This window comes from Sulfitobacter sp. SK011 (assembly GCF_003352065.1).
GTDB lineage: Bacteria > Pseudomonadota > Alphaproteobacteria > Rhodobacterales > Rhodobacteraceae > Sulfitobacter.
This window is the reverse complement of record NZ_CP025803.1, coordinates 1503319-1522255: the sequence shown is the minus strand read 5'-3', so window position 1 is coordinate 1522255 and position 18937 is coordinate 1503319. Positions and strand designations below refer to the sequence as shown.

Annotated in this window: 12 protein-coding genes and 1 pseudogene; 1 reads left to right on the top strand and 12 read right to left on the bottom strand. The window is 58.6% G+C overall.

Going from position 1 to position 18937, the window contains the following annotated elements:
* Positions 1 to 271: 271 nt before the first annotated feature.
* From C1J02_RS07485 to C1J02_RS20805, 7 genes are all read right to left on the bottom strand, one after another.
* Entirely contained in the window at positions 272 to 655 is a 384-nt protein-coding gene (locus C1J02_RS07485; protein ID WP_114878012.1) for a hypothetical protein, read from the bottom strand.
* A complete protein-coding gene (locus C1J02_RS07480; protein WP_114878011.1) occupies positions 652 to 870 on the bottom strand; it encodes a DUF3955 domain-containing protein in 219 nt (72 codons plus the stop codon). Before C1J02_RS07480 ends, C1J02_RS07485 begins: the two co-directional genes overlap by 4 nt.
* Before the next feature lie 66 nt (positions 871 to 936).
* Entirely contained in the window at positions 937 to 1566 is a 630-nt protein-coding gene (locus C1J02_RS07475; protein WP_205389878.1) for a hypothetical protein, read from the bottom strand.
* Between the two features lie 365 nt (positions 1567 to 1931).
* Complete coding sequence (locus tag C1J02_RS07465; RefSeq protein ID WP_114878010.1) at positions 1932 to 2708, bottom strand: hypothetical protein; 777 nt, start codon at positions 2706 to 2708, stop codon at positions 1932 to 1934.
* Between the two features lie 91 nt (positions 2709 to 2799).
* Entirely contained in the window at positions 2800 to 3114 is a 315-nt protein-coding gene (locus C1J02_RS07460; protein ID WP_114878009.1) for a hypothetical protein, read from the bottom strand.
* Positions 3115 to 3357: 243 nt separating this feature from the next.
* The gene (locus C1J02_RS07455) at positions 3358 to 3729 is read right to left on the bottom strand and encodes a hypothetical protein (RefSeq protein WP_114878008.1); all 372 of its coding nucleotides are present in this window, start codon (positions 3727 to 3729) and stop codon (positions 3358 to 3360) included.
* Positions 3730 to 4131: 402 nt separating this feature from the next.
* Entirely contained in the window at positions 4132 to 4620 is a 489-nt protein-coding gene (locus tag C1J02_RS20805) for a hypothetical protein (protein WP_162798261.1), read from the bottom strand.
* Between the two features lie 157 nt (positions 4621 to 4777).
* Here C1J02_RS20805 and C1J02_RS07445 point away from each other — a divergent pair.
* A pseudogene (locus C1J02_RS07445) lies at positions 4778 to 5095 on the top strand (transposase); the annotation flags it as partial.
* A gap of 78 nt (positions 5096 to 5173) precedes the next feature.
* Here C1J02_RS07445 and C1J02_RS07440 read toward each other — a convergent pair.
* From C1J02_RS07440 to C1J02_RS07420, 5 genes are all read right to left on the bottom strand, one after another.
* Positions 5174 to 7174, bottom strand: a complete 2001-nt coding sequence (locus tag C1J02_RS07440; RefSeq protein ID WP_162798260.1) for an alpha/beta hydrolase — start codon at positions 7172 to 7174, stop codon at positions 5174 to 5176.
* A 371-nt stretch (positions 7175 to 7545) separates the two neighbouring features.
* Positions 7546 to 7839 (bottom strand): SH3 domain-containing protein, encoded by a 294-nt coding sequence (locus C1J02_RS07435; RefSeq protein WP_114878004.1) that lies wholly within the window; start codon positions 7837 to 7839, stop codon positions 7546 to 7548.
* Positions 7840 to 8232: 393 nt separating this feature from the next.
* The gene (locus C1J02_RS07430) at positions 8233 to 9249 is read right to left on the bottom strand and encodes an adenylate/guanylate cyclase domain-containing response regulator (RefSeq protein ID WP_254693234.1); all 1017 of its coding nucleotides are present in this window, start codon (positions 9247 to 9249) and stop codon (positions 8233 to 8235) included.
* A gap of 22 nt (positions 9250 to 9271) precedes the next feature.
* Positions 9272 to 9607 (bottom strand): Hpt domain-containing protein, encoded by a 336-nt coding sequence (locus C1J02_RS07425; RefSeq protein ID WP_114878002.1) that lies wholly within the window; start codon positions 9605 to 9607, stop codon positions 9272 to 9274.
* Positions 9604 to 18606, bottom strand: coding sequence for a GAF domain-containing protein (locus C1J02_RS07420; protein ID WP_162798259.1), 9003 nt, complete (start codon positions 18604 to 18606; stop codon positions 9604 to 9606). The genes C1J02_RS07425 and C1J02_RS07420 overlap by 4 nt, the downstream gene beginning before the upstream one ends.
* Between the last annotated feature and the right edge of the window lie 331 nt (positions 18607 to 18937).

Sequence of the window (18937 nt, the reverse complement as noted above, 5' to 3'; positions counted from 1 at the left end):
ACTCGCTGCGCGCGCTCGCAGCACTGGAAACTGCAGCAAGTGCTAAGTCATCTGCAATGCCGCGCGGCGGGAAAACCAGCTATTCGTGCAAGACGCAGCAAGTCCAATCCAGCACTCGACACCAGTCCCGCCAAATAGGGCATATGCAGTATATCTGACTGACACAGCTCTGTGGGCGCTGATCTTCAGTTTAACTAATCTAAAGGCGTGAAAGGCCAGTGAACGGTCTTGGACTTTATTTTTCGACAAGGATTGCCCAAAAAGGGCGGTTTCAGCGATAGGGAATGCTGAAGAACGTGAAACTGTTGGTCTGGGTTAGCATCTGCGCACCAGTTTCCGCCATCAGGCTCGCCATCGCTGCGCTGCCCGTCGGACAGGCCACGAGATCCGCCGCATCATCGAGGAAGTCGACAGTGAACGCGCTTTCGCCAACAAGCCGGCAGTCGTCACCGGCGCTTCGGTAGCCGCGCACGAAGATCAATTCCGGGTCAGGTTCGCTTATGCCTCCAACGGAGGTTGGATCACTGCAGGCAGTTGTCATGGCGACACAGGACAGAATACCGGCAGCGCCAACGCATCTGCGGAGCGTTCCACCAGCAGTCGATCCGATCAATCGGTCTGTCGGTGCCGCGTGGTGACGGGAAGGATGCTTCATTTTGGGCCCCTGAGATTCTTGAAAATTCTGATGCCAACCGCGGCTGTCAGCGTGGCGCCTCCGGCCAGAATGAAAAGCCAGCCGAGAGCCAGCAGGGGGAAAGGCTCCTGCAGGACGCCGTTTTCATCTACAGATGATCCCTGGGCGGCGTATCCCGCCCACAACACCAACCCGATCGCCAAAAGAGCCAGAGAAAATAGTGTGAGTTTCGTCATGGTTGCACCGCCTTCCGGATCAGCTCGGGTGTGTAGGTAGCGGACTAAACGGACAGGTCACGCCGTTCACTCCCACTCCGCACCTGTCGTCCGCCAACGTTTCTCTTCCGTGTCCCAGGTGCTCGCGGTCGCACATGGTGTCGGATTGGTGCCACCACATTGAGACCCGTGAACATATGCAAGCAGAACCCTGTTTGACCTTAGATCAACCATATCCCAACCCTGGTTCAGGAGGGAGTGTAGCTCATTTTCCACGAGAAAATGAGTCATGCAACCACCTGTCCCGCAATAGAGCGACGCAGCGGTGGAACAGGCGAACCCGGCTTCGTCCAGGACCCAGTCGCTATAGAGGTCACCATCAAGATCAACCCTGTGAACGGCTCCGAATTCGACGGCGAACTGCCCTTTGTCCAAATCCGAACATGCCTGTTGCGCGGCCTCCACTTTTTCAAGCAACTGCGCGGGCAGCCCGGACAAATCCTGGGCATTCGCCGAGACGGCAAGGAACGCAGCGCCCACGGTTGCCTGGAAGACAGCCCGGCTGGGTTTGACATTGGTTTTGCCGACTGACCACATCTTTGCTCTATCCTTCGATCGTAAAGCCTGCGTCACCCATTCAAAAGTGATGACGAGCTCGCGCTTGTGTCCGAACCATCCCAAAAGTGCCAACCGCCCAGATGAAAAGGGCGATGGCATTTGTCGCTATTGATGCCCGGAAGGCGGCGCGCCACGGCTGCGTCAGAGGAAGCCTTCGTCTGTCAAAGACGTGATGCCTCCGATCGTTCCATCGCCGTAGGTGATACACTCCCAAGGTGCTGCATCTGGTCCAACGCCGACGACCACTCGGATATTGGCTTCGCGCGCCTCGGACGACAGGACTCTGACTTGACCATTGCCCGTCTCTTGGGCGACTGCTCTCAGACAATCCTGGTTCGCGCGACTGGAATATGAGCTTGTGGAGCCGGTATCTTCTACGCAAGCTGTCAGCAGCGTTCCCAGGAGCAAGCCTGGAACGAGTTTAAGTGCTTTGTTCACGTTGTATGCCTTTCTTGTTCGATATGTCAGTTGCACTGTTCGTAAGTATAGTCGCCAAATTCGATCCAGTCCCGTCCCCCATCACGAAAGACAAGAAACTCTGACCGGTCTTCGCCAAGAAGCGCGACGACAAATCCCGCAGGGGAGTCGGTCGAACCGAAGTACGAATAGGAGGTCATAGCACGACGTGTCTCGCCGTTAACTGTGACACGGGCATCCCATTGATCTTCGGCATTTTCCAAGATCGCGTATTCGATCTGGCGCTTGATGGCGCCGCCTCCGCAATAGACGATGCCCTCGGGGGCCTCCACCGCAGCGGCGTCCTGGGCGGCATCTGCACCTGCGCAGGAAGACCGGAGCGACTTCACGGCCGCTGCCGAGCCGGACAGGTCGAAGAATCCATAGCTCACATCCTGATCGATCATCGAGAGGTTCAGAACAGCATTGGCCGCGATCTGATCCAGAACGAAGCCGTAGTCCGCCGTGTCATTGAACAGGATCTCAACCGGGAAATTGTCCACGATCTGGAACTCTGCATTCTCGCCCCCGGCCTGAAACGATCCGACTTCGGTCTGACCGTCTTTCATGAACCGGATGGAGAGGCCCTGTTTGTTGACGATGTCTTCGCTCTGGTCATACCCGGTCGGCGCGAAACGGATGCGATCGCATTGCAACTCCACGGACATGTTCCCGGACTGCGCGAAGGCCATCGGCGTCGGCTCCCCATTAAACCGCCACTCCGCGGCCACCGGTGTTCCAATCATCCCGGCGATTGCGAAGCTAGCCACCAGATGCACTTTCATGACATTCCTCCACTGTTGGTAGGCATGCCCGAGCGACCGGAGCGGCGCGGCACGCCAGAAACAAAACGTTCCGAACGCTCGGAGCTTTGGCCTATTTCTTGGCTGCTTCTGCGAGGTCTGCCATGACCTGCTCGCAGTTTTCAGATGATCCAATGCTTTCGTTTTCCAGTTCCAGCCCCTGCATCGCGGCCATGTCGGACGCGGCCCGTGTGAGGACCTGATCGACCTGTTCCGGCGAAAGCAATCCTTCTTTCTCCGCCGCTGTCACCGTGGCGCATATGCCTGCATTGAGACCCGTGGCGATGCCGACCCCCGCCGCGGTTCCCATCATCAGCGGACCGCCAAGGACCACCCCCAGCACCGCGCCGACGATCAAACCAATGACTCCTATAACTGCCTTACCCATTTTCCGTCTCCTTTTCGTGCGCGTCGCATGTGTCGTCGCCGATAGCGCATGTTCAGTTTTTCGGCCTCACGGGCATCCCGCGCGATTAGCCTGGTTGCCGGAATTAGCCGATCGCGGCCTCCGCGACGCGAACTCGGCTGGCCGACGACCTTTTCAACAGGGACCGGCATTCAGTCCGGGCCGCTGTCACTGTGGATGTTCGCAAGCGCCGGAGGCCACGAGGGTGCTGGACGTCCTGTGCCATTACCACTGCTGGAATTCGGTCACTCGACCGGTTCCGTCCACATTGCAATACCCTCTGGCACCTCTACCGGCAACTTCCCAATCGAACGAGGCTCCGGACCGCCTCAGATCTGCCGCACTCATTGAACCGGAATTTATACCTTGCTGCAACGTCGCGCCCGGGCGCACGGTAATATCCGAATTGGGAACACTAAACTGCTGCGATACCCGGTTTTTGCATCCAACCCCCAACATGCCGATAACGGCGTTGGTCTCGCTGGCGTCCATCGCCGGTCCGCTTTTTGAGCCATCTGTCTCGACGCAGGCGGCCAAAGCAAGTGGCAGCACAGCAGCTAACAGGAACTTGGTCGTTTTCCGGCCTTGCATAGTCATCGTTCTAACTCTTTTCTTTCTTTTTCTGGCTGAGCATTATGTCGAATGGCGGCCATGGTCGGCACATTCGGTAGTGCGGCGCGTTTGCATCTTACTCGCCTAAGTGGCGCTCACGAATAGCGACTGCGGATGTGTTGGTAGCGTCAGACTCAATTGAGAATATTCACAATATACCCAATCACAACAATCGCCACTACCGCGCCAATTATCATATACTTTGTTCGGCTTTCCATAATTACGTCCTTTTTAGTTAGCCCAGCTCAAAGCTTCACGACGAAGCTCACAAACACGGTCCCATATATTTGTTTGGTATATATACGAGATTGGTAGAATTAGCCGAAGCTAAATCCGGCTTACTAGCATAACCCAGCATTGTTCGTTTAGTAAAGCTTCCGAACAAGCTCAGCGATAGTGACTCCAGCAAGCCTCATATCCCTGCTGAAAAAACGGCTCAAAACGCGAGTCGTACATGTCGGAATGACGCTCATACACCATGCTCATACCCATCTTCGCATCTCCGGTCCCATCTCTGCAACCATCGTCATAATAGGCGCGTTCGTTCGTCCCTTGGTCCGGGGCCCCGCCGTACGAGTGAGATCCGCGCGTCTGCACATCGGCAGCAGCATTCCCCCACCCAATATTGTAACCCTCAACGTAGCAATCTCCGCGAGATTTGCCCTTATTAACCAGTGCTGCGAAGTGCCGACTATGTCGAGTAGGATCACTTTCACGACCATGTGCGCCGTCAATGCCACCGTCACGCACACCAGTTTCATAAGCGTGTTGCCACTTCAGCGGACAGTTGGAGGCTTCAGCTGCACCAGCTAGAATTCCCGAACTAGCGAGGCAAATGCCAAAGACCTTTGCCAAGAAATACGTCGATCTTTTCATGATGTTCCTTCCTATTCGACATTCCAAAAGTGGAAAGCCCTTCGTCGCATATTGAAACCGTTCTGCGCACAGATCAAGCATCTTGGGTACGCAAAGTCGTTGTGCTGACGTCTGACGGGCGGACTGAGCTCCTCGGATCGGCATCCAACCTGTGCAGATCTATCCAGGTGGCCCCTGGGAGAACGGATATTAAGAGCGCTTCAACAGCACCCTACGACGCGAAGTCCTGAATGCAGAGTGGTTCACCACGACAAAACAAGCTCAGATCGTCATCAATCACTGGCTCAGGCAGTACAATCGCATGCACCCCTGTCAGGTACTCAATATGCGCCCGCCGGTGCCAGTAACTCTAACACGAAATGGTCCGCAACCTAGGGGCTGGACGCCCCGGGCGGAAGTATCCTGTGGTGCAGAAAAAACGCCAACGGAAAGCTCATTGCCATGCAGACGACGAACCCTTTCAATGTCCGGATAACATTAATTCTTCAATAGTCGTGGAAGTCTCCCGGCACTATGCGGATTAAGCTCCACCATCAACCATTCGGGGTTTCCATCACTTGTCGCGTGGCAATACCCATTGCGGTTGAAGCGGGTCCAGACAGCTCAGGTCAAGGTCAGCGTCTGGATCTTGGATAAAGGCGGCGGCAATCTGGCCCACACAGTCACCCGCGTAGGTCCAAACCTCATGCCCACTCTGCGGAACAAGGACGTAAGTGCTGTTCTCCAGTTCGCGGGCGGCACGCTTGCCCATGAAGACCGGCGTCCGCCTGTCGTATGCCCCTTGCAGGATCAGCGTCGGAACCGGGCTGCTTACCGGGTCTTTAACCTGGATGGGCGCGGCTTTGACAGGCCAGTTGCGACAAAGGTCCGCCATCAGTTGCGATAGTGCCAGGTCGCTCAATTGCGGAAATGCCAGATCGTTGTAGCTGTTGACGGCATCCTCGAAGCGCTCAAACGGGATATCTTCGACGCAATGGATCGTGTTAAACAATGGCTGAGCGAGCCTGCCGGCAACGGATAGACGCTGTTTGGCCAACTTAAGTTTTGCCAAATCCTCGGGATCGCCAATACCCATCTCAGCCGCGAAGTCCGCCTGGATCTGTGCGACGTAAGGCGATTCAGCGATCGCCTTGGCGGTCAGCGTTGCCAGTTTTGCATTGATTTTTTCACCTGTGTAGCCGCTGAAATTTTCCGCGACAACAGTCTGCAGGGCTGCAAGTGGATCCGCCTCAACAAGGGAAAAATTAAGATAGACGATCATTTCCAAGCCTGAAACGCCGCCGAGGGTATCATAGGCATCGCCGATAAAGGCCTGCACCGGGTCGCTCCGGTCGAGATCGCCTGCATAGTTTTGGGCGGGGTCGGTGCCAATAATCCCATCGCGCAGCGCCAGATAGGTGTCCAACAGACCCGCCTCCAGTTCGATGATCATGCTGGGCAGGTAAGCGGCTTGAGAGGCGCCGACCATCATCATTTGCTTGGCGACATCATCGAGGGTGATCGACTCCCCACTGGCGGTGAGCGGTTCGTCCTCAAGCCTGTCTAGCAAAGCAGACAAGCGCATGTCCAAATTGGGGTACGCCTGGCGGCACCCGGCATCCGCCCGGCACTCCGCCAGCAGTTGCAGCATAAAGTCATGATCTTTACGCGGAAACGCGGCGATCGTGTAGATCGAAGGCGGAAAGGCTGAATCCAGGACAACGGAACGCAGTGCCGGCGCGTCATCGTATGTCGGCATTTGAGCCATGATCGTCATGGCCAGACGTGTGCCATAGGAGACGCCGTGCAGCGTGAAGCCCTCGTAGTCCAACGCCTTGAGGAGTTCCACCATGTCGCGAGCGCTGGCCGCGGTCGTGAATTGACTGAGATCGAGCCCCTGTTCGGTAAATTGCGCCCAGCAGATCTCGTTCAGCACCGGAATATCCAGCTCTTCCAGCTTCGGCGACGTTGAACCTTCCGCCAACGGGTTGAAGGTCGCTGCTTGCAAGGCTTCGATCTGGGCCGGCAGCGCATCATTCTGCACGGCCAAGACGAGGCACTCTTCATAGCCCAGCCGCTGGCTGAAGCCCGTTCCGCGCTGATCCATGCGGATGATGTCGTGGTTTTCCTGTAGACGCTGGTAGCCATGAATGGGTTTGGTCAGTGAACTCTGGCCGGGACCGCCGGCCAGAAAGATCAGGGCATTGGACGCAGGCTCTTCGCCGGTCGCCTTAACCGTGATAAAAGCCAGGTCGAGATATGGGCCATCCGGCTCGTCCCAGTTCTGCGGCACGGTGAAGACGCCGCAGTAGTAGTCCTCGCCCTCCACCGCGTTGATGCCCGGCGATTGTGTTGGTTCGCAGGCTTCGATATGGATACCAGCTTCTCGACCGGACAGACGCGGAGGGGAGATGACCTTTGCCAGCCGATCGAACTGTAAATCCAATTCATTGGCAAATGCTTTTTGCGTCCCAACCTGATAGGAGGCGATCAGCAGGACAAATACCATGCACAGAAAGGACGGTATTCTTTTCACAGATGATTGCACCAGAGAGGACCGTAATTGCACTTTCATTTGCTTCATCTCCAAGCGTTTTTTGTTCTGGCAAAACAGGCTACATGGCGGACCACGATGTGTTGCGAACCTCTGTTGTTTCCACCCCCTTAGTGAATACACCCAATGCTGCCTGCTGCAAACCCGTCACCCCCGATTTTCAAGCGCGCCCATAAGGCTCTCAATACGCGCCCCCGGTGCCAGAATCTCTATTAACCTGAATTCACTCTCGATGATCGTGCCGTTGATCTCGATATCTGTCGCCCCGCGTTCGAATGGGATCGGGACGCGGTCCTAGACCTGCGCCGCCGGCAGATGTGCGAAGCTTGTCATCGGCGCAACGGCAATTGCCGCTCAGGTGGCTTGGCGAAGTTGGAACTGGGGCAATGGTGTCATTCTCCAATATATCGGCAGGCGACGAAGCCTTGCAGCTGTGGCGTCTCGCGCAGCGCGACAAGGCACCAGAAGTTCCCCTCGCGGGACAGCAGGTTCAGTTCGCTCCCCGGAGGCAGGCCGACGATCGTTTCGTAATTCGTGCCCGGGCCTCGCCGCAGGTTGAGCATGTCATTTGAGGCGACACCGACGACCCGGTAGAAATCAGGCCCGTCTGCCTCGGCCACTGCGCCCCGGATGGGCAAGGCGACTGTAAGTGTAAGAACGGTCGCTGCTATTGTTCGCCAGGTCATCTGTTTTCCTTTTTTTCTTTGCGTTTCGCGCGAGGCCCACGGCCATGGATTGCCAATTCATTCTACAGAAGTTGGCGCTATCGGAGCACAGCCGGGGCTCCCGCCGCCTTGATGCAGCGCAAGTTGGTGGGCTACGAAAACACGGTCTCGGTTTCAGCCAGACCAACCCCTGTGAATGACCGGATCGACGACACGCGCTGCGCTGCAACAACAAAGATGCTGCTAGCGCGAGCAGATGCTGCCTCAGCGAAGTGGGGAAAACGAATGACGGCAAAGTCCCGCGTCTTTCCTATTCATGCGCCATGCAGCGAATGGCCCTGTTTCCCGAACCGGCCACTCGTGTCCAGCGCGGCGAAGGTTCCCAAGCACTTGCTTTGCTCGGCTTTTGCTCGCTCAGTCGATTGACGTGACTGGTTCGAGAGCAAAGATGGTCTGATCCTCCGAGAAACCCTTGAAATGGATGGCAGGAATTTCCTTGCTACGAATTTCTACAGGCAACCGTCTTTGCGTTGCAGAGTCCATCAGGATGGACTCTTGGGCGACCTTTGTGTGGGCTTCCAGCCGCGAGGCAAGATTAACGGTCTTTCCGATACAGGTGTAGGTCGCGCGGGCGTCGGTCCCTGCGTAGCCTGCGACGACTTCGCCGGTGGCGATGCCGAAGCCGACCTCCAGGGCGGGGTCGTTCTGCATGGCGCGTTCTTCGTTCAGCATCTCGATCATCGCGCACATCTCGGCTGCAGCGTTTACCGCTGATTGCGCCGAGTTTTCAATCGGCTCGGGTGCGCCGAAAAGCGCCATCAGCCCGTCGCCGACGATCAGATTGACCATACCACCGTTGCTTTTAACCGCCTCGAACATCAGCGCGTAGTAGGTATTTAACAGCTCGATCGTTGCTTCAGGTGCCATGTGTTCGGACATCGCCGTGAAGTCTCGGATGTCACAGAACAGCACAGTGGCGCTGACGCGGTGTCCACCGATTGCGAAGCCTGATTCCTGCAGGTCACGCACAACTTCGTCGGTCGCAAACCGTTTGAGCAGCCTCTTTTGTTCGTCATGCAGTCGCTTTTTCTCAAGGCAGGATTCCAAGCGCGCCTTCAACAGGATCTTGTTCACGGGCTTGGGGATGTAGTCTTCGGCCCCCAATTCGATGCAGCGGACGATATTGCCCAGACCCTCGACGGAGGACGTCACAATAACCGGCAGATCGCGCAGGGCCGCGTTGCTCTTGAGCGCTTCGAGCACTTCAAAGCCGTCCATTTCCGGCATTTCGATGTCCAACAGCAGAATATCAAACGTGCCGTCCACCAGCATGCTCATGGCAATCTGTCCGTTTTCAGCCACCGAGGCGCGATGCCCCAGAAGCTCCACGCTGCGCGCCATCAACAGCCTGTTGACCTTGTTGTCATCCACAATCAGGATTTCGCCCTTGGCGTCACGCATCAGCCAGCGCCTTTAATGCAATTGCGGTTTCGGCATAGGTCGCTTCGAGCGCAGGAAGGGGTGGATCACCCTCCGGCAGGCCGCCAAGCTCCATGGCGCGGGCCTGTGCGGCGAGCGCCGGGGCCCCGAAGGTGTCGGCGTTCGATTTGATCGAATGCGCCGCGCGGCGGTAGCCATCGGCGTCACCCCCGGCGGCGGCCGCCTTGAGATCTGCGATCATGTTGGGCGCGTCGCTTAGGAAGGTGGCAACCAGTTCGGCGGCGAAATCCGCGCCCATGGTCTCGGCCAATTCGGCATAGACTTCGGGGGCAATCAGGGGCTCGGTCATGGGCTCTCCTTTCTGTGCGGCGGCACCTCAAGCAGCGCCTCGATCAGGCGATCCACCCGGATGGGCTTGGCGATGTAGTCGTCCATGCCTGCGGCCAGACACATCTCGCGGTCACCCTGCATGGCGTTGGCGGTCATGGCGATGATGCGGGGGCGGTTGTCGGGATGGTCACGGTTGATCCGGCGCGAGGCTTCGAGCCCGTCCATCTCGGGCATCTGCACGTCCATCAGCACCACGTCGTAGGTCTGCCGCGCCACACTTTCCAGGGCCTCAATTCCGTTGCTGGCAAGGTCCGTCCGATAGCCCATCTGCTCCAGCAGCCGGGTGGCAAGCTTCTGGTTCACCAGATTGTCCTCGGCCAGCAAAATGCGCAGCGGGTGGCGCTTGGCCATGTCCGGATCGGTCTTCGGTTTGTCAGTCGTCTTGACCGTTCGCGTCGCCGGGGTCGTGGGTGCAAAAAGCGTCACCAGCGTGTCAAAAAGCTGCGATTGCCGCAGCGGTTTGGCCAGATAGGCAGCAAAAAGCCCTTCGTCCGTCTCAATGTCCCGCAGGCCCAACGAACTGAACAAGATCATCGGCAAATCGGGTTTCAGCTTGCGGATGGCCTGTGCCAGGGCAACGCCGTCCATCTCCGGCATGTGCATGTCTAGGATGGCGAGGTCAAAGGCCTCGCCTGACTTCAGCGCCTTCAGACCATCTGAAGGCGTGCCGAAGGCCAACGTCTCGGTCCCCCATTTTTTTGTCTGTAGCGACAGGATTTTCAGGTTGGTTTCATTGTCGTCGACCACCATCAGCCGCTTGCCGCGCAACTCTTCCTGCTCTCCCACAAGGCTGCGCGCCTTGCCTTTGGGCAGCTTGGCGGGTTTGGCAAGGATGGTGAAATGGAAGGTCGATCCCTTGCCCGCCCCGTCGCTCTCGGCCCACATCTCACCGCCCATCAGTTCGGCCAGCCGCTTGGAAATGGCAAGGCCCAGCCCTGTGCCACCGTACTTACGGGTGGTGGAGCTATCCGCCTGGCTGAAAGACTGGAACAGTCGGCTCATGCCTTTATCGGTCAGGCCAATGCCGGTATCGCGCACGGTGAAATGCAGCTGGACCCTTCCGCGGGTGCTCTTGGTCGCATCGACCGACAAAACCACCTCACCGCTGTCGGTGAACTTCACGGCGTTGGACAAAAGGTTCAACAGGATCTGCCGCAGGCGCGTCAGGTCGGCGCTGATCCCGGCAGGCACCGCATCTTCGTAGAGGTATGCCAGATCAAGCTGCTTTTCCGCCGCGCGTCCGCCGATGAGGTCGAGGGCGGACTCGATACATTCGCGCAGATCGAAAGGGTGCTCGTCGATGTCCATCTGACCGGCTTCGATCTTGGAGAAGTCGAGGATTTCGTTGATGATCCCCAGAAGTGCATCGCCGCTGTCGCGGATGGTGCGGGCGTAGTCATGCTGTTCGGCGTCCAGTTCCGTGTCCATCAGCAGCCCGCTCATTCCGATCACGGCGTTCATCGGCGTGCGAATTTCGTGGGACATGGTGGCAAGGAAGGCGCTCTTGGCCTCGTTGGCTTTCTCCGCCTCCTCCCGCGCTTCCTGCGCTTCGCGGAACAGGCGGACGTTTTCGATGGCGATGACGGCCTGATCGCAGAAGGACTGCGCCAGGTCGATCTCCTCGTCCGAGAAGGCGACCGCCGTGTGCCTTGCGAAGGTCAGAACGCCAAAACAATCCTCGCCCCTTACCAGCGGCATGTAGAGCGCAGAGGCGATCCGGTTCACCTCTCCAACGCGCTGTTCGAACTGGGGCAAGTCCGCTTTCGACCAATCCGGAAAATGGAGCTTCTTCTTGGTTTCAAAGCAGCGCGAAGGGAAGTTCTGCGCCGGGTCCAGCGGCATGATTTCGGGCAGTCCCCTGTTCTCTCTCAAGCCTTCCTCGGTTGCCCCCGCCAGATAGATAAAGCCGTCGCCTTGCCGGATCAGGGCGGCCGAGAAATCGCACTGCACGATGCGGACGGCCGCCAGCACAATCTCTTCAAAGACCGGCTGGACACTGGTTGGCGAGGCGCTGATGGTCCGCAGGACCTCGGCGCTGGCGGTCTGGCGGGCAAGGGCCTTCTGGGTTTCCCGGAAAAGCCGCACGTTCTCGATCGCGATGACGGCCTGATCGGCGAAGGCCTCCGCCAGTTTGATCTCATCATCGGTGAAGGCCCCTGCGGTCTGTCGCGCAAAGACCAGAACACCGAGGCAGGTGTCGGCCTTGAGGAGCGGAACCAGCAGGGCGGCACGTATCCCGTGCCGGTCGTAGGTGACCTGTTCGAAGGGTGACAGGTCAAGTTCGTCCCAATCGGGAAGATGAAGCAGACGTTTTTCGTGCGCGACCCACGCGGGAAAGCTCGTTTTCGGATCGGGATCGACCGGGAAGGTCTGGTCCCCCTCAAGGCTTCCGACCCCCTCCTCGGTGACCCGCGCCAGTACTTCGAAAGTGCCTTCCTGCGCTGTCATGGCCGCGACCATGTCCGACGAAATCAGCCGCACACCCGCCTCGGCAATCGCCTCAAAGACGGGCCTTACATCGTCGGGGGACTGGCTGATGACCCGCAGAATCTCGGCGCTGGCCGTCTGGCGGGCAAGGGAGGTTTGGGTTTCGTTGAAGAGCCGCACGTTTTCAACGGCGATCAGCGCCTGATCGCAAAAACTTTGCGCCAGTTCGATCTCTTCTTCTGTGAACGCTTTGGGGGCCGTCACCCGGGTAAAGACCAGGACCCCCAACGTGATCCCGTCTCGCTTCATCGGCAGGAAAACCGCCGATTTCATCCCGAACTTCGGCACCGATACCCGCTCATGCACAGGCACTTCAACCGCTGCGAAATCGGGGATGTGGATCACCTCACCGCTTTCAAACACCTGCGACGGATAGTTCAGTTCGGGATCAATCTTTACCGGTTCAGGGCTCAGGCTCTTCAGCCCGCCCGAGACCTGCATCCCGCCTTCGGGGATAAAATGGTCCCCTTTCCGGATCATAAACGCTGCCCCTTCACAGGACAGCAGGTTCATCCCGGCCTGAGAAATCGCTTCAAACACCGGCCGCGCATCTTGCTGCGCCCCGCTGATCACCCGAAGGATGTCCGCGCTTGCTGTCTGCCGGATCAGAGCGGTCTGGGTCTCGTTGAAGAGGCGCACGTTCTCAATCGCGATCAGCGCCTGATCGGCAAATGACTCGGCCATCGCGATTTCATCAGGCGAAAAGGGCCGCTTGGTCTTGCGAATGAAACTGAACGATCCCAGACAGGTCTCCGCCCGCATCATCGGGACGATGAGCGACGATTTGAAACCGTGTCTTGCGCGCACCGCCGCATCGAACTCACCGAAATCGGCAGTATCCCAATCAGGCACATGGATGATCTCTCCGCTCAGCATCGACCGGGACGGCACGTTATCCACTTCGGACATGCGCAACTTGGTGTTGGTAAATTCCGCGTCCAGACCCGCAGGTGAGGCCACCGCCTCCTGCCAGGCGAAATCCCCGTCCGTGCGCAGGGCAATCGCCAGATCGCAATCAATCAGTGACACGCCGGAGGTCACGATTTCCTCAAACACCGGAGTCACATCAGTGGGCGATTCACTGATCACCCGCAGCACATTCGCACTCGCTGTCTGCCTCGACAGCGCAGCTTGCGTCTCTTTGAACAGCCGCGCGTTCTGGATCGCGATCACCGCCTGATCCGCGAAACTTTCCAGCAGTGCGATATCCTCATTGGTGAAGGGCTTCACCTCGCGCTTGTAGAGGACGATATTGCCGATCCCTTGCCCCTTGTGGACCAGCGGAATGGCAAGAAAGGTCCGGATACCCTCTTCATCCACGGCCATGCGCCGTACCGGATTGCCCTGCCGATACGCGTCGGTGTCCTTGAGGTCATGAAGATGGACCGGCTTGCCCGTGAGAATGCTGTCGGCGACAGAGAGACCGGGCTTCATTTCCCACTTCGTCTCGCCCACCGCCAGCACATCAAGCTGTTCCCCCTGATGCGCCACCAGATCGGCAAAGGTTCGATCCGCATTCACCAGATTGAGGCTCGCCAGAGGCGCCCCGCAAATCTGCGACGCCCGGCTCAGGATCGCATCAAAGACAGGGCCCAGATCATCCTGCGTCTCGCTGACCACGCGCAGCACCTCGGCACTCGCCGTCTGCCGCACCAGCGCGTCTTGGGTTTCTTTGAACATCCGCGCGTTCTGGATCGCGATGACCGCCTGATCGGCGAAACTTTCGAGCAGCGCGATGTCCTTTTCATCAAATGCTTTCCAATCCGGTTGACTGAAAGCGCGTGAGACGACGATACCGCCAACAGCACTTCCCTTCCACAAGATCGGAGCAATCAGGCAGGACGCGTTCGATGTCTCCGTTACGTATCTCGACAGCTGCGGGATCGTATTTTCACCGTTCAGCGCATCCGGATAGTGCTGCGTGGTCCCCTCTCTGACGGCCTCTTTGATCACGGAGTCATGTAGCAGGCCGGAGCTGAAATCAGCGGTCGCCGCGATGCGTTCGCCCAGCACGGCCTTAAGCTGAACGACTTGGTCATCGTCGAGGGTGATCACGGACAAATCAGTGCAATTGATCAGGCGTTGGCAACTTTCGAGGATCTTTTCGAACACGGGCTGGGTGTCCTCGACCGAATTGGAAATTACCTCCAGCACCTCCGCCGTCGCTGTCTGCCTTTCCAGCGCTTCTTCCACCTCTGCCGTGCGTTCCTCCAAAGCTGTGAAAAGTCGTGTATTGTTCAACGCGATCACGGCCTGCGAAGCGAAAGTCTCAAGCAGCCTGATCTGGCGTTCCGAATAGGCCTCCGCCTTTTCATCCGCCAGCGCGATCACCCCCACGCACCGGTCCTCCCGCATCAGCGGCACGGCGAGCGAACTCAGGTAGCCGCCCTTGCGCGCAGCCTCCTTCCACTCGTAACTCTCATCCGTCTGGGTGTTGCGGATATAGACCGTCTCGCCCAGCAGCGCCGCCCGCCCGGTGCTGGAGCCATGCACCGGCCGCACCGGATTAGCGGCCAGGAAAGCCTTGAAATCCTCATCGACCCCATGGGTATTGTGGATGTGGTAAAGCCCGTCCGCCGCATCCAGCAAGGCGATGTAGCCATATTGCGGCGTGCAAAGCCGCGCGGCTACTTCGAGAATGGCCTCCAGCACCGGCTCGACCGCGTTGGGCGAACGTGAGATGACACCCAGCACCTCGGAGGTTGCAGTCTGGTATTCCAGCGCCTCCTCGACCTCGGCGGTGCGCTTTTGAACCTCGTCAAAGAGCTTGGCGTTGTTCAATGCAATGACGGCCTGGGCCGCGAAGGTTTCAAAAAGCGCGATCTGCTTGTCCGTGAACGAGTTTTTCCGGGTGTGCGCGACCGTGATGACCCCGACGGTACGCCCGTGGTTGTTCAGCGGCACGCCCACTGTCGATGCATATTCCCCCACCTGCGCTTTGTCGGCCCAGCCATAATTGGCGTCCTGCTCGAGATCGGGAATATGAACGGTCTTGCCGGTTACGGCGACACGGCCTGTCGTTGTCGTATCATCAGCGGCCAGCTTGCTTTCCCAAACAATCCGGGCCATTTCGGGGGACGCATCGCTGACGGCCTGCGGCTCAAAAAACCCGGTCTCTTCGTTCAAAAGCGCAATGTATCCGCCCTTGTGCCGCATGATCCGCGCCACAACATCAAGGATCGCGTCCAGCACGGGCTGCACCCTGTCGGGCGACCGTGAGATAACCTCAAGCACCTCAGAGGAGGCTTTCTGGTATTCCAGCGCCTCTTCCACTTCCGCCGTGCGCTCCTGTGTCTCGCGCAACAACCGCACGTTCTCGATCGCGATGCTGGCCTGAGCGGCAAAGCTCTGGACCAGTTCGATGTTGCTTGTGGTCGGTGGCGTTGTGTCGGGCCATGCCAGGGTGATCGCCCCCCACACCCGGCCGTCCGCTTTGATCGGCACGCCAAGCAGACGCCGAAACCCTACCGCAGCCGCATATTCCGGATCGTAGTAGTCGGCGGCTTGCCCATCCTCGAAATGGATGATCTCGCCGATTTTGGCCACCTCCGTGGCCATATGGCCCTTGGCAGCGGTAATCGGATAATCGGCGACAAGTTCCGGCACCTTCTCGGCTGGGAACCCGTGCTGGGCGCAGAAGTGCAAGGCAGCGCCGTCGAAACGGTCGAGGACGCAATATTTCGCGCGACAAAGCTCTGCTGACTTTACAGCGATTAGGTCAAAGACCGGCTGAAGGTCCGTCGTTGCCTCGTTAATCACCTGAAGGATTTCCGCGCTGGCCTGCTCGCGCACCAGCGCTTCCTCAACCTCCGCCGTACGTTGCTGCACCTCGTCAAACAGACGCGCGTTGCCGATGGCGATGATCGCCTGTGCGGCAAAAGTTTCCATCAGATCGACCTGAGACTTGGTGAAAGCGGCTGCCTCGCGGCCACCCAGGGTTATCACTCCGATGGTTTCGCCATCCCTGTTCAGGGGTACGGCAAGCACGGATCGGTAATCTTCGGACTTGACGGCGATATCCAGCTGGTAGTCCGGATCGACAATCATGTCTTCGATGTAGCTGGTCTTGCCAGTGAATGCCGCGCGCGCGGTCGCAGACCGGGTGCCAGGCTTGAAGGGGTTTTCCTTCAGAAACGTATGAAAGGCCTGGCTGATGTTGATCTGAGAAATCACGTGAAAGCGACCATCAGCCGGGTCCAGCAAGCTGACAAATGCATCTGGAAGCCGACAAATTCGCGAGGATACCTGCAAGATTGCTTGGAGTACCGGGATCAGGTTGTCCGGTGATCTTGAAATCGCGTCAAGGACTTCCGCCGTAGCCGTCTGATATTCAAGCGCCTCTTCGACCTCCGCAGTGCGCTGCTGCACCGTGCGGAACTGGCTTACGTTTTCAAGTGCGATCACCGCCTGAGCCGCAAAGGTCCTTATCAGGTCAACATCGTCATCCGAAAACGGCGATACCTCGCGCCGGTACAGCACGATCACACCCAGCCCCCTGCCTTCACGCATCAGTGGCACAGCAAGGACAGAACGCGCGCCCTCGACCTCCACCATCGCCACCCGCCGCGCGTTGCGGTCGCGGAAATAAAGCGGGTCATCCGCAATATCGTCCTGCCGGATGATCTGCCCGTCCAGCATGGGGCGGATCGCCACCAGATCAGACCCCGTCAGGGGTTCATCGAAGTTGGCGAGGATGTCGCCAAAGGCCTGCCGGGTCCCGATGTTGGCGGGAATGGTGACGCGGTCGCGGTCGTGATCCGCCAAAGACAAGAACGCCAGCGGTGCCTGACACAGGTGGCTGGCGTTTTCCAGGATGCTCTGGAACACCGGCTGGCCATCGTCGCGGGTCTGGCTGATGACCTCCAGGATTTCGCGCGACGCGGCCTCGCGCTCCAGCCGCGTCTGTACTTCGCGGAACTGCCGCGTGTTTTCGATGGCAATGACCGCGTGCTGGGCGAAGCGTTCCAGCAGGCCAATATCGGCTGGCGCAAAGGCGCGCGCTTCACGGCGGCTGACGGCAATTGATCCTATGGGTTTGCCATTCTGAAACATCGGCACCGCAAGCCGCGTGCGGATACCTTCGGTTTCCACCACCTCCACCGCGATGGGCTGACGGGCGAGGTACTCGGGCGTTTGCGCCATGTCCTCGACATGCACCACCTCACCCTTCAGGATGGCGCTTATGGCGGGCAAGGTGCCTTCCATCGGGAATTCCGCGCCATCCTCGAAGGCCCTATGCACTTCACCCCAGCTGGCCATCATACGGCACCGGTTGCCCGACGGGTTGGCCAGCAGGACGGCGGCCTGATCCGCCCCGCAGACCTTTGCGGCCTGCTCCAGCACGGTGCTGAAAACCTGCGCGTCGTCATTGCGGCTTTGGCTGATCACCGACAGGATTTCACCCGTCGCCTCTTCCCGCGCTAGCTGGCTTTGCAGCGCGCGGAACTGGCGGACGTTCTCCAGCGCGATCACCGCCTGATCGGCAAAGGATTCGACCAGTGCGATTTCATCAGGAGAGAAGGGGCTGACGGTCTTGCGGCTCAGGGTGATGTTGCCAAAGCCGACGCCGTTCTTGACCAGCGGCACATGAAGATGCGTGCGCACGCCTTCCACATCAACCAGCGCCACCCGCCCCGGATGCCCGGCGCGGTAAAGATCGGTTTCCTTGAGGTCTTCGATAAGTACGACCCGCGCCTGTTTGACCGCCATGCACATGCCCAGCGGTTCGTTCAGATCGAAACCAAAGCCCAGCGGGAAAGAGCCGTGGTCATCCCCCTTTGAATCCATCATCAGCAGATGCGTGCGCGCCTCGTTGACCAGTTGCAGCCCGCTGCCGGTTGCCTGGCACAGCCGCTCCGCCCGGTCGAGAATGGCACGGAACACGGGAGTTTCGTCGTCGCGGCTCTGGCTGATGACAGACAGGATTTCGCGCGTCGCCTGTTCGCGTTCCAGCCGCGTCTGTACTTCGCGGAACTGGCGAACGTTCTCGATGGCGATGACGGCCTGGGTGGCGAAGTTCTCCACCAATGCAATCTCGCTCTGATCGAACGGATTGACGTCCTCGCGGAAAAGCGTAATTAGGCCAATCGCCGCATCGTCCTTCAAGAGTGGGACGAAGAGAACACTGCGGATGCCGCTCTCGTCCACCATGGCCCGCACGATAGGGCTGCCTGCGCGATAAAGGTCGCTTTCGCTCATGTCGGCCCAGGCGAGCAGACGGCCCTCCACAATGCATTTGGCAGCATAGGACAGGTTCGGATCCACCTTCATCTGTCCGGTCTCGAACATCTCGACGGTACGAGGCAGGACGTTGATATGTGCGGCGAGCCGCTGCGTGGCATCTTCCGGGCTGGCCAGGATCAATGCCGCCATATCTGCATTGCACAGCACCTTGGCGTTCTTGAGAATGGCCGCAAACACCGGCGCCTGATCTTCGCGAGATTCTGCAACAACGCTCAGAATCTCCGCCATCGCGGCCAGCTGTGCCGAAAGACCAGCAACACCGCCTGACGCGCCCCCGGACTTCGTCGCTTGACCGCTGGATGTAGTTTTGGACGTGTTTTTCAATTTGCCAAAATATGCCAAAGATTCGTGTGAGTTAAATCATTGCGAACAGGCTAGCGGACAAAGGGGGGGCGGAATACAAGAAAATCAACGATTGTCGGCGCAGCCGTTGACCAGAAATTCCGATCCTCAGAGTTTGATGGCGCAAACCGCCGGGGTCCAAGCGCCCATCTGGGACCATTCGCATGGGTCGGTCGAGTGGGCAAGCGGGCATATGGCTTGGTTTTCGGTGAGCGAA

What these genes read in the sequence shown, in the direction of transcription:
- C1J02_RS07485 (WP_114878012.1), bottom strand. Translation starts at nt 655, where the DNA reads ATGAAGCATCCTTCCCGTCACCACGCGGCACCGACAGACCGATTGATC.
- C1J02_RS07435 (WP_114878004.1), bottom strand. Translation starts at nt 7,839, where the DNA reads ATGACCTGGCGAACAATAGCAGCGACCGTTCTTACACTTACAGTCGCC.
- C1J02_RS07465 (WP_114878010.1), bottom strand. Translation starts at nt 2,708, where the DNA reads ATGAAAGTGCATCTGGTGGCTAGCTTCGCAATCGCCGGGATGATTGGA.
- C1J02_RS07455 (WP_114878008.1), bottom strand. Translation starts at nt 3,729, where the DNA reads ATGACTATGCAAGGCCGGAAAACGACCAAGTTCCTGTTAGCTGCTGTG.
- C1J02_RS07420 (WP_162798259.1), bottom strand. Translation starts at nt 18,606, where the DNA reads ATGGCGGAGATTCTGAGCGTTGTTGCAGAATCTCGCGAAGATCAGGCG.
- C1J02_RS07425 (WP_114878002.1), bottom strand. Translation starts at nt 9,607, where the DNA reads ATGACCGAGCCCCTGATTGCCCCCGAAGTCTATGCCGAATTGGCCGAG.
- C1J02_RS20805 (WP_162798261.1), bottom strand. Translation starts at nt 4,620, where the DNA reads ATGAAAAGATCGACGTATTTCTTGGCAAAGGTCTTTGGCATTTGCCTC.
- C1J02_RS07460 (WP_114878009.1), bottom strand. Translation starts at nt 3,114, where the DNA reads ATGGGTAAGGCAGTTATAGGAGTCATTGGTTTGATCGTCGGCGCGGTG.
- C1J02_RS07480 (WP_114878011.1), bottom strand. Translation starts at nt 870, where the DNA reads ATGACGAAACTCACACTATTTTCTCTGGCTCTTTTGGCGATCGGGTTG.
- C1J02_RS07440 (WP_162798260.1), bottom strand. Translation starts at nt 7,174, where the DNA reads ATGAAAGTGCAATTACGGTCCTCTCTGGTGCAATCATCTGTGAAAAGA.
- C1J02_RS07475 (WP_205389878.1), bottom strand. Translation starts at nt 1,566, where the DNA reads ATGCCATCGCCCTTTTCATCTGGGCGGTTGGCACTTTTGGGATGGTTC.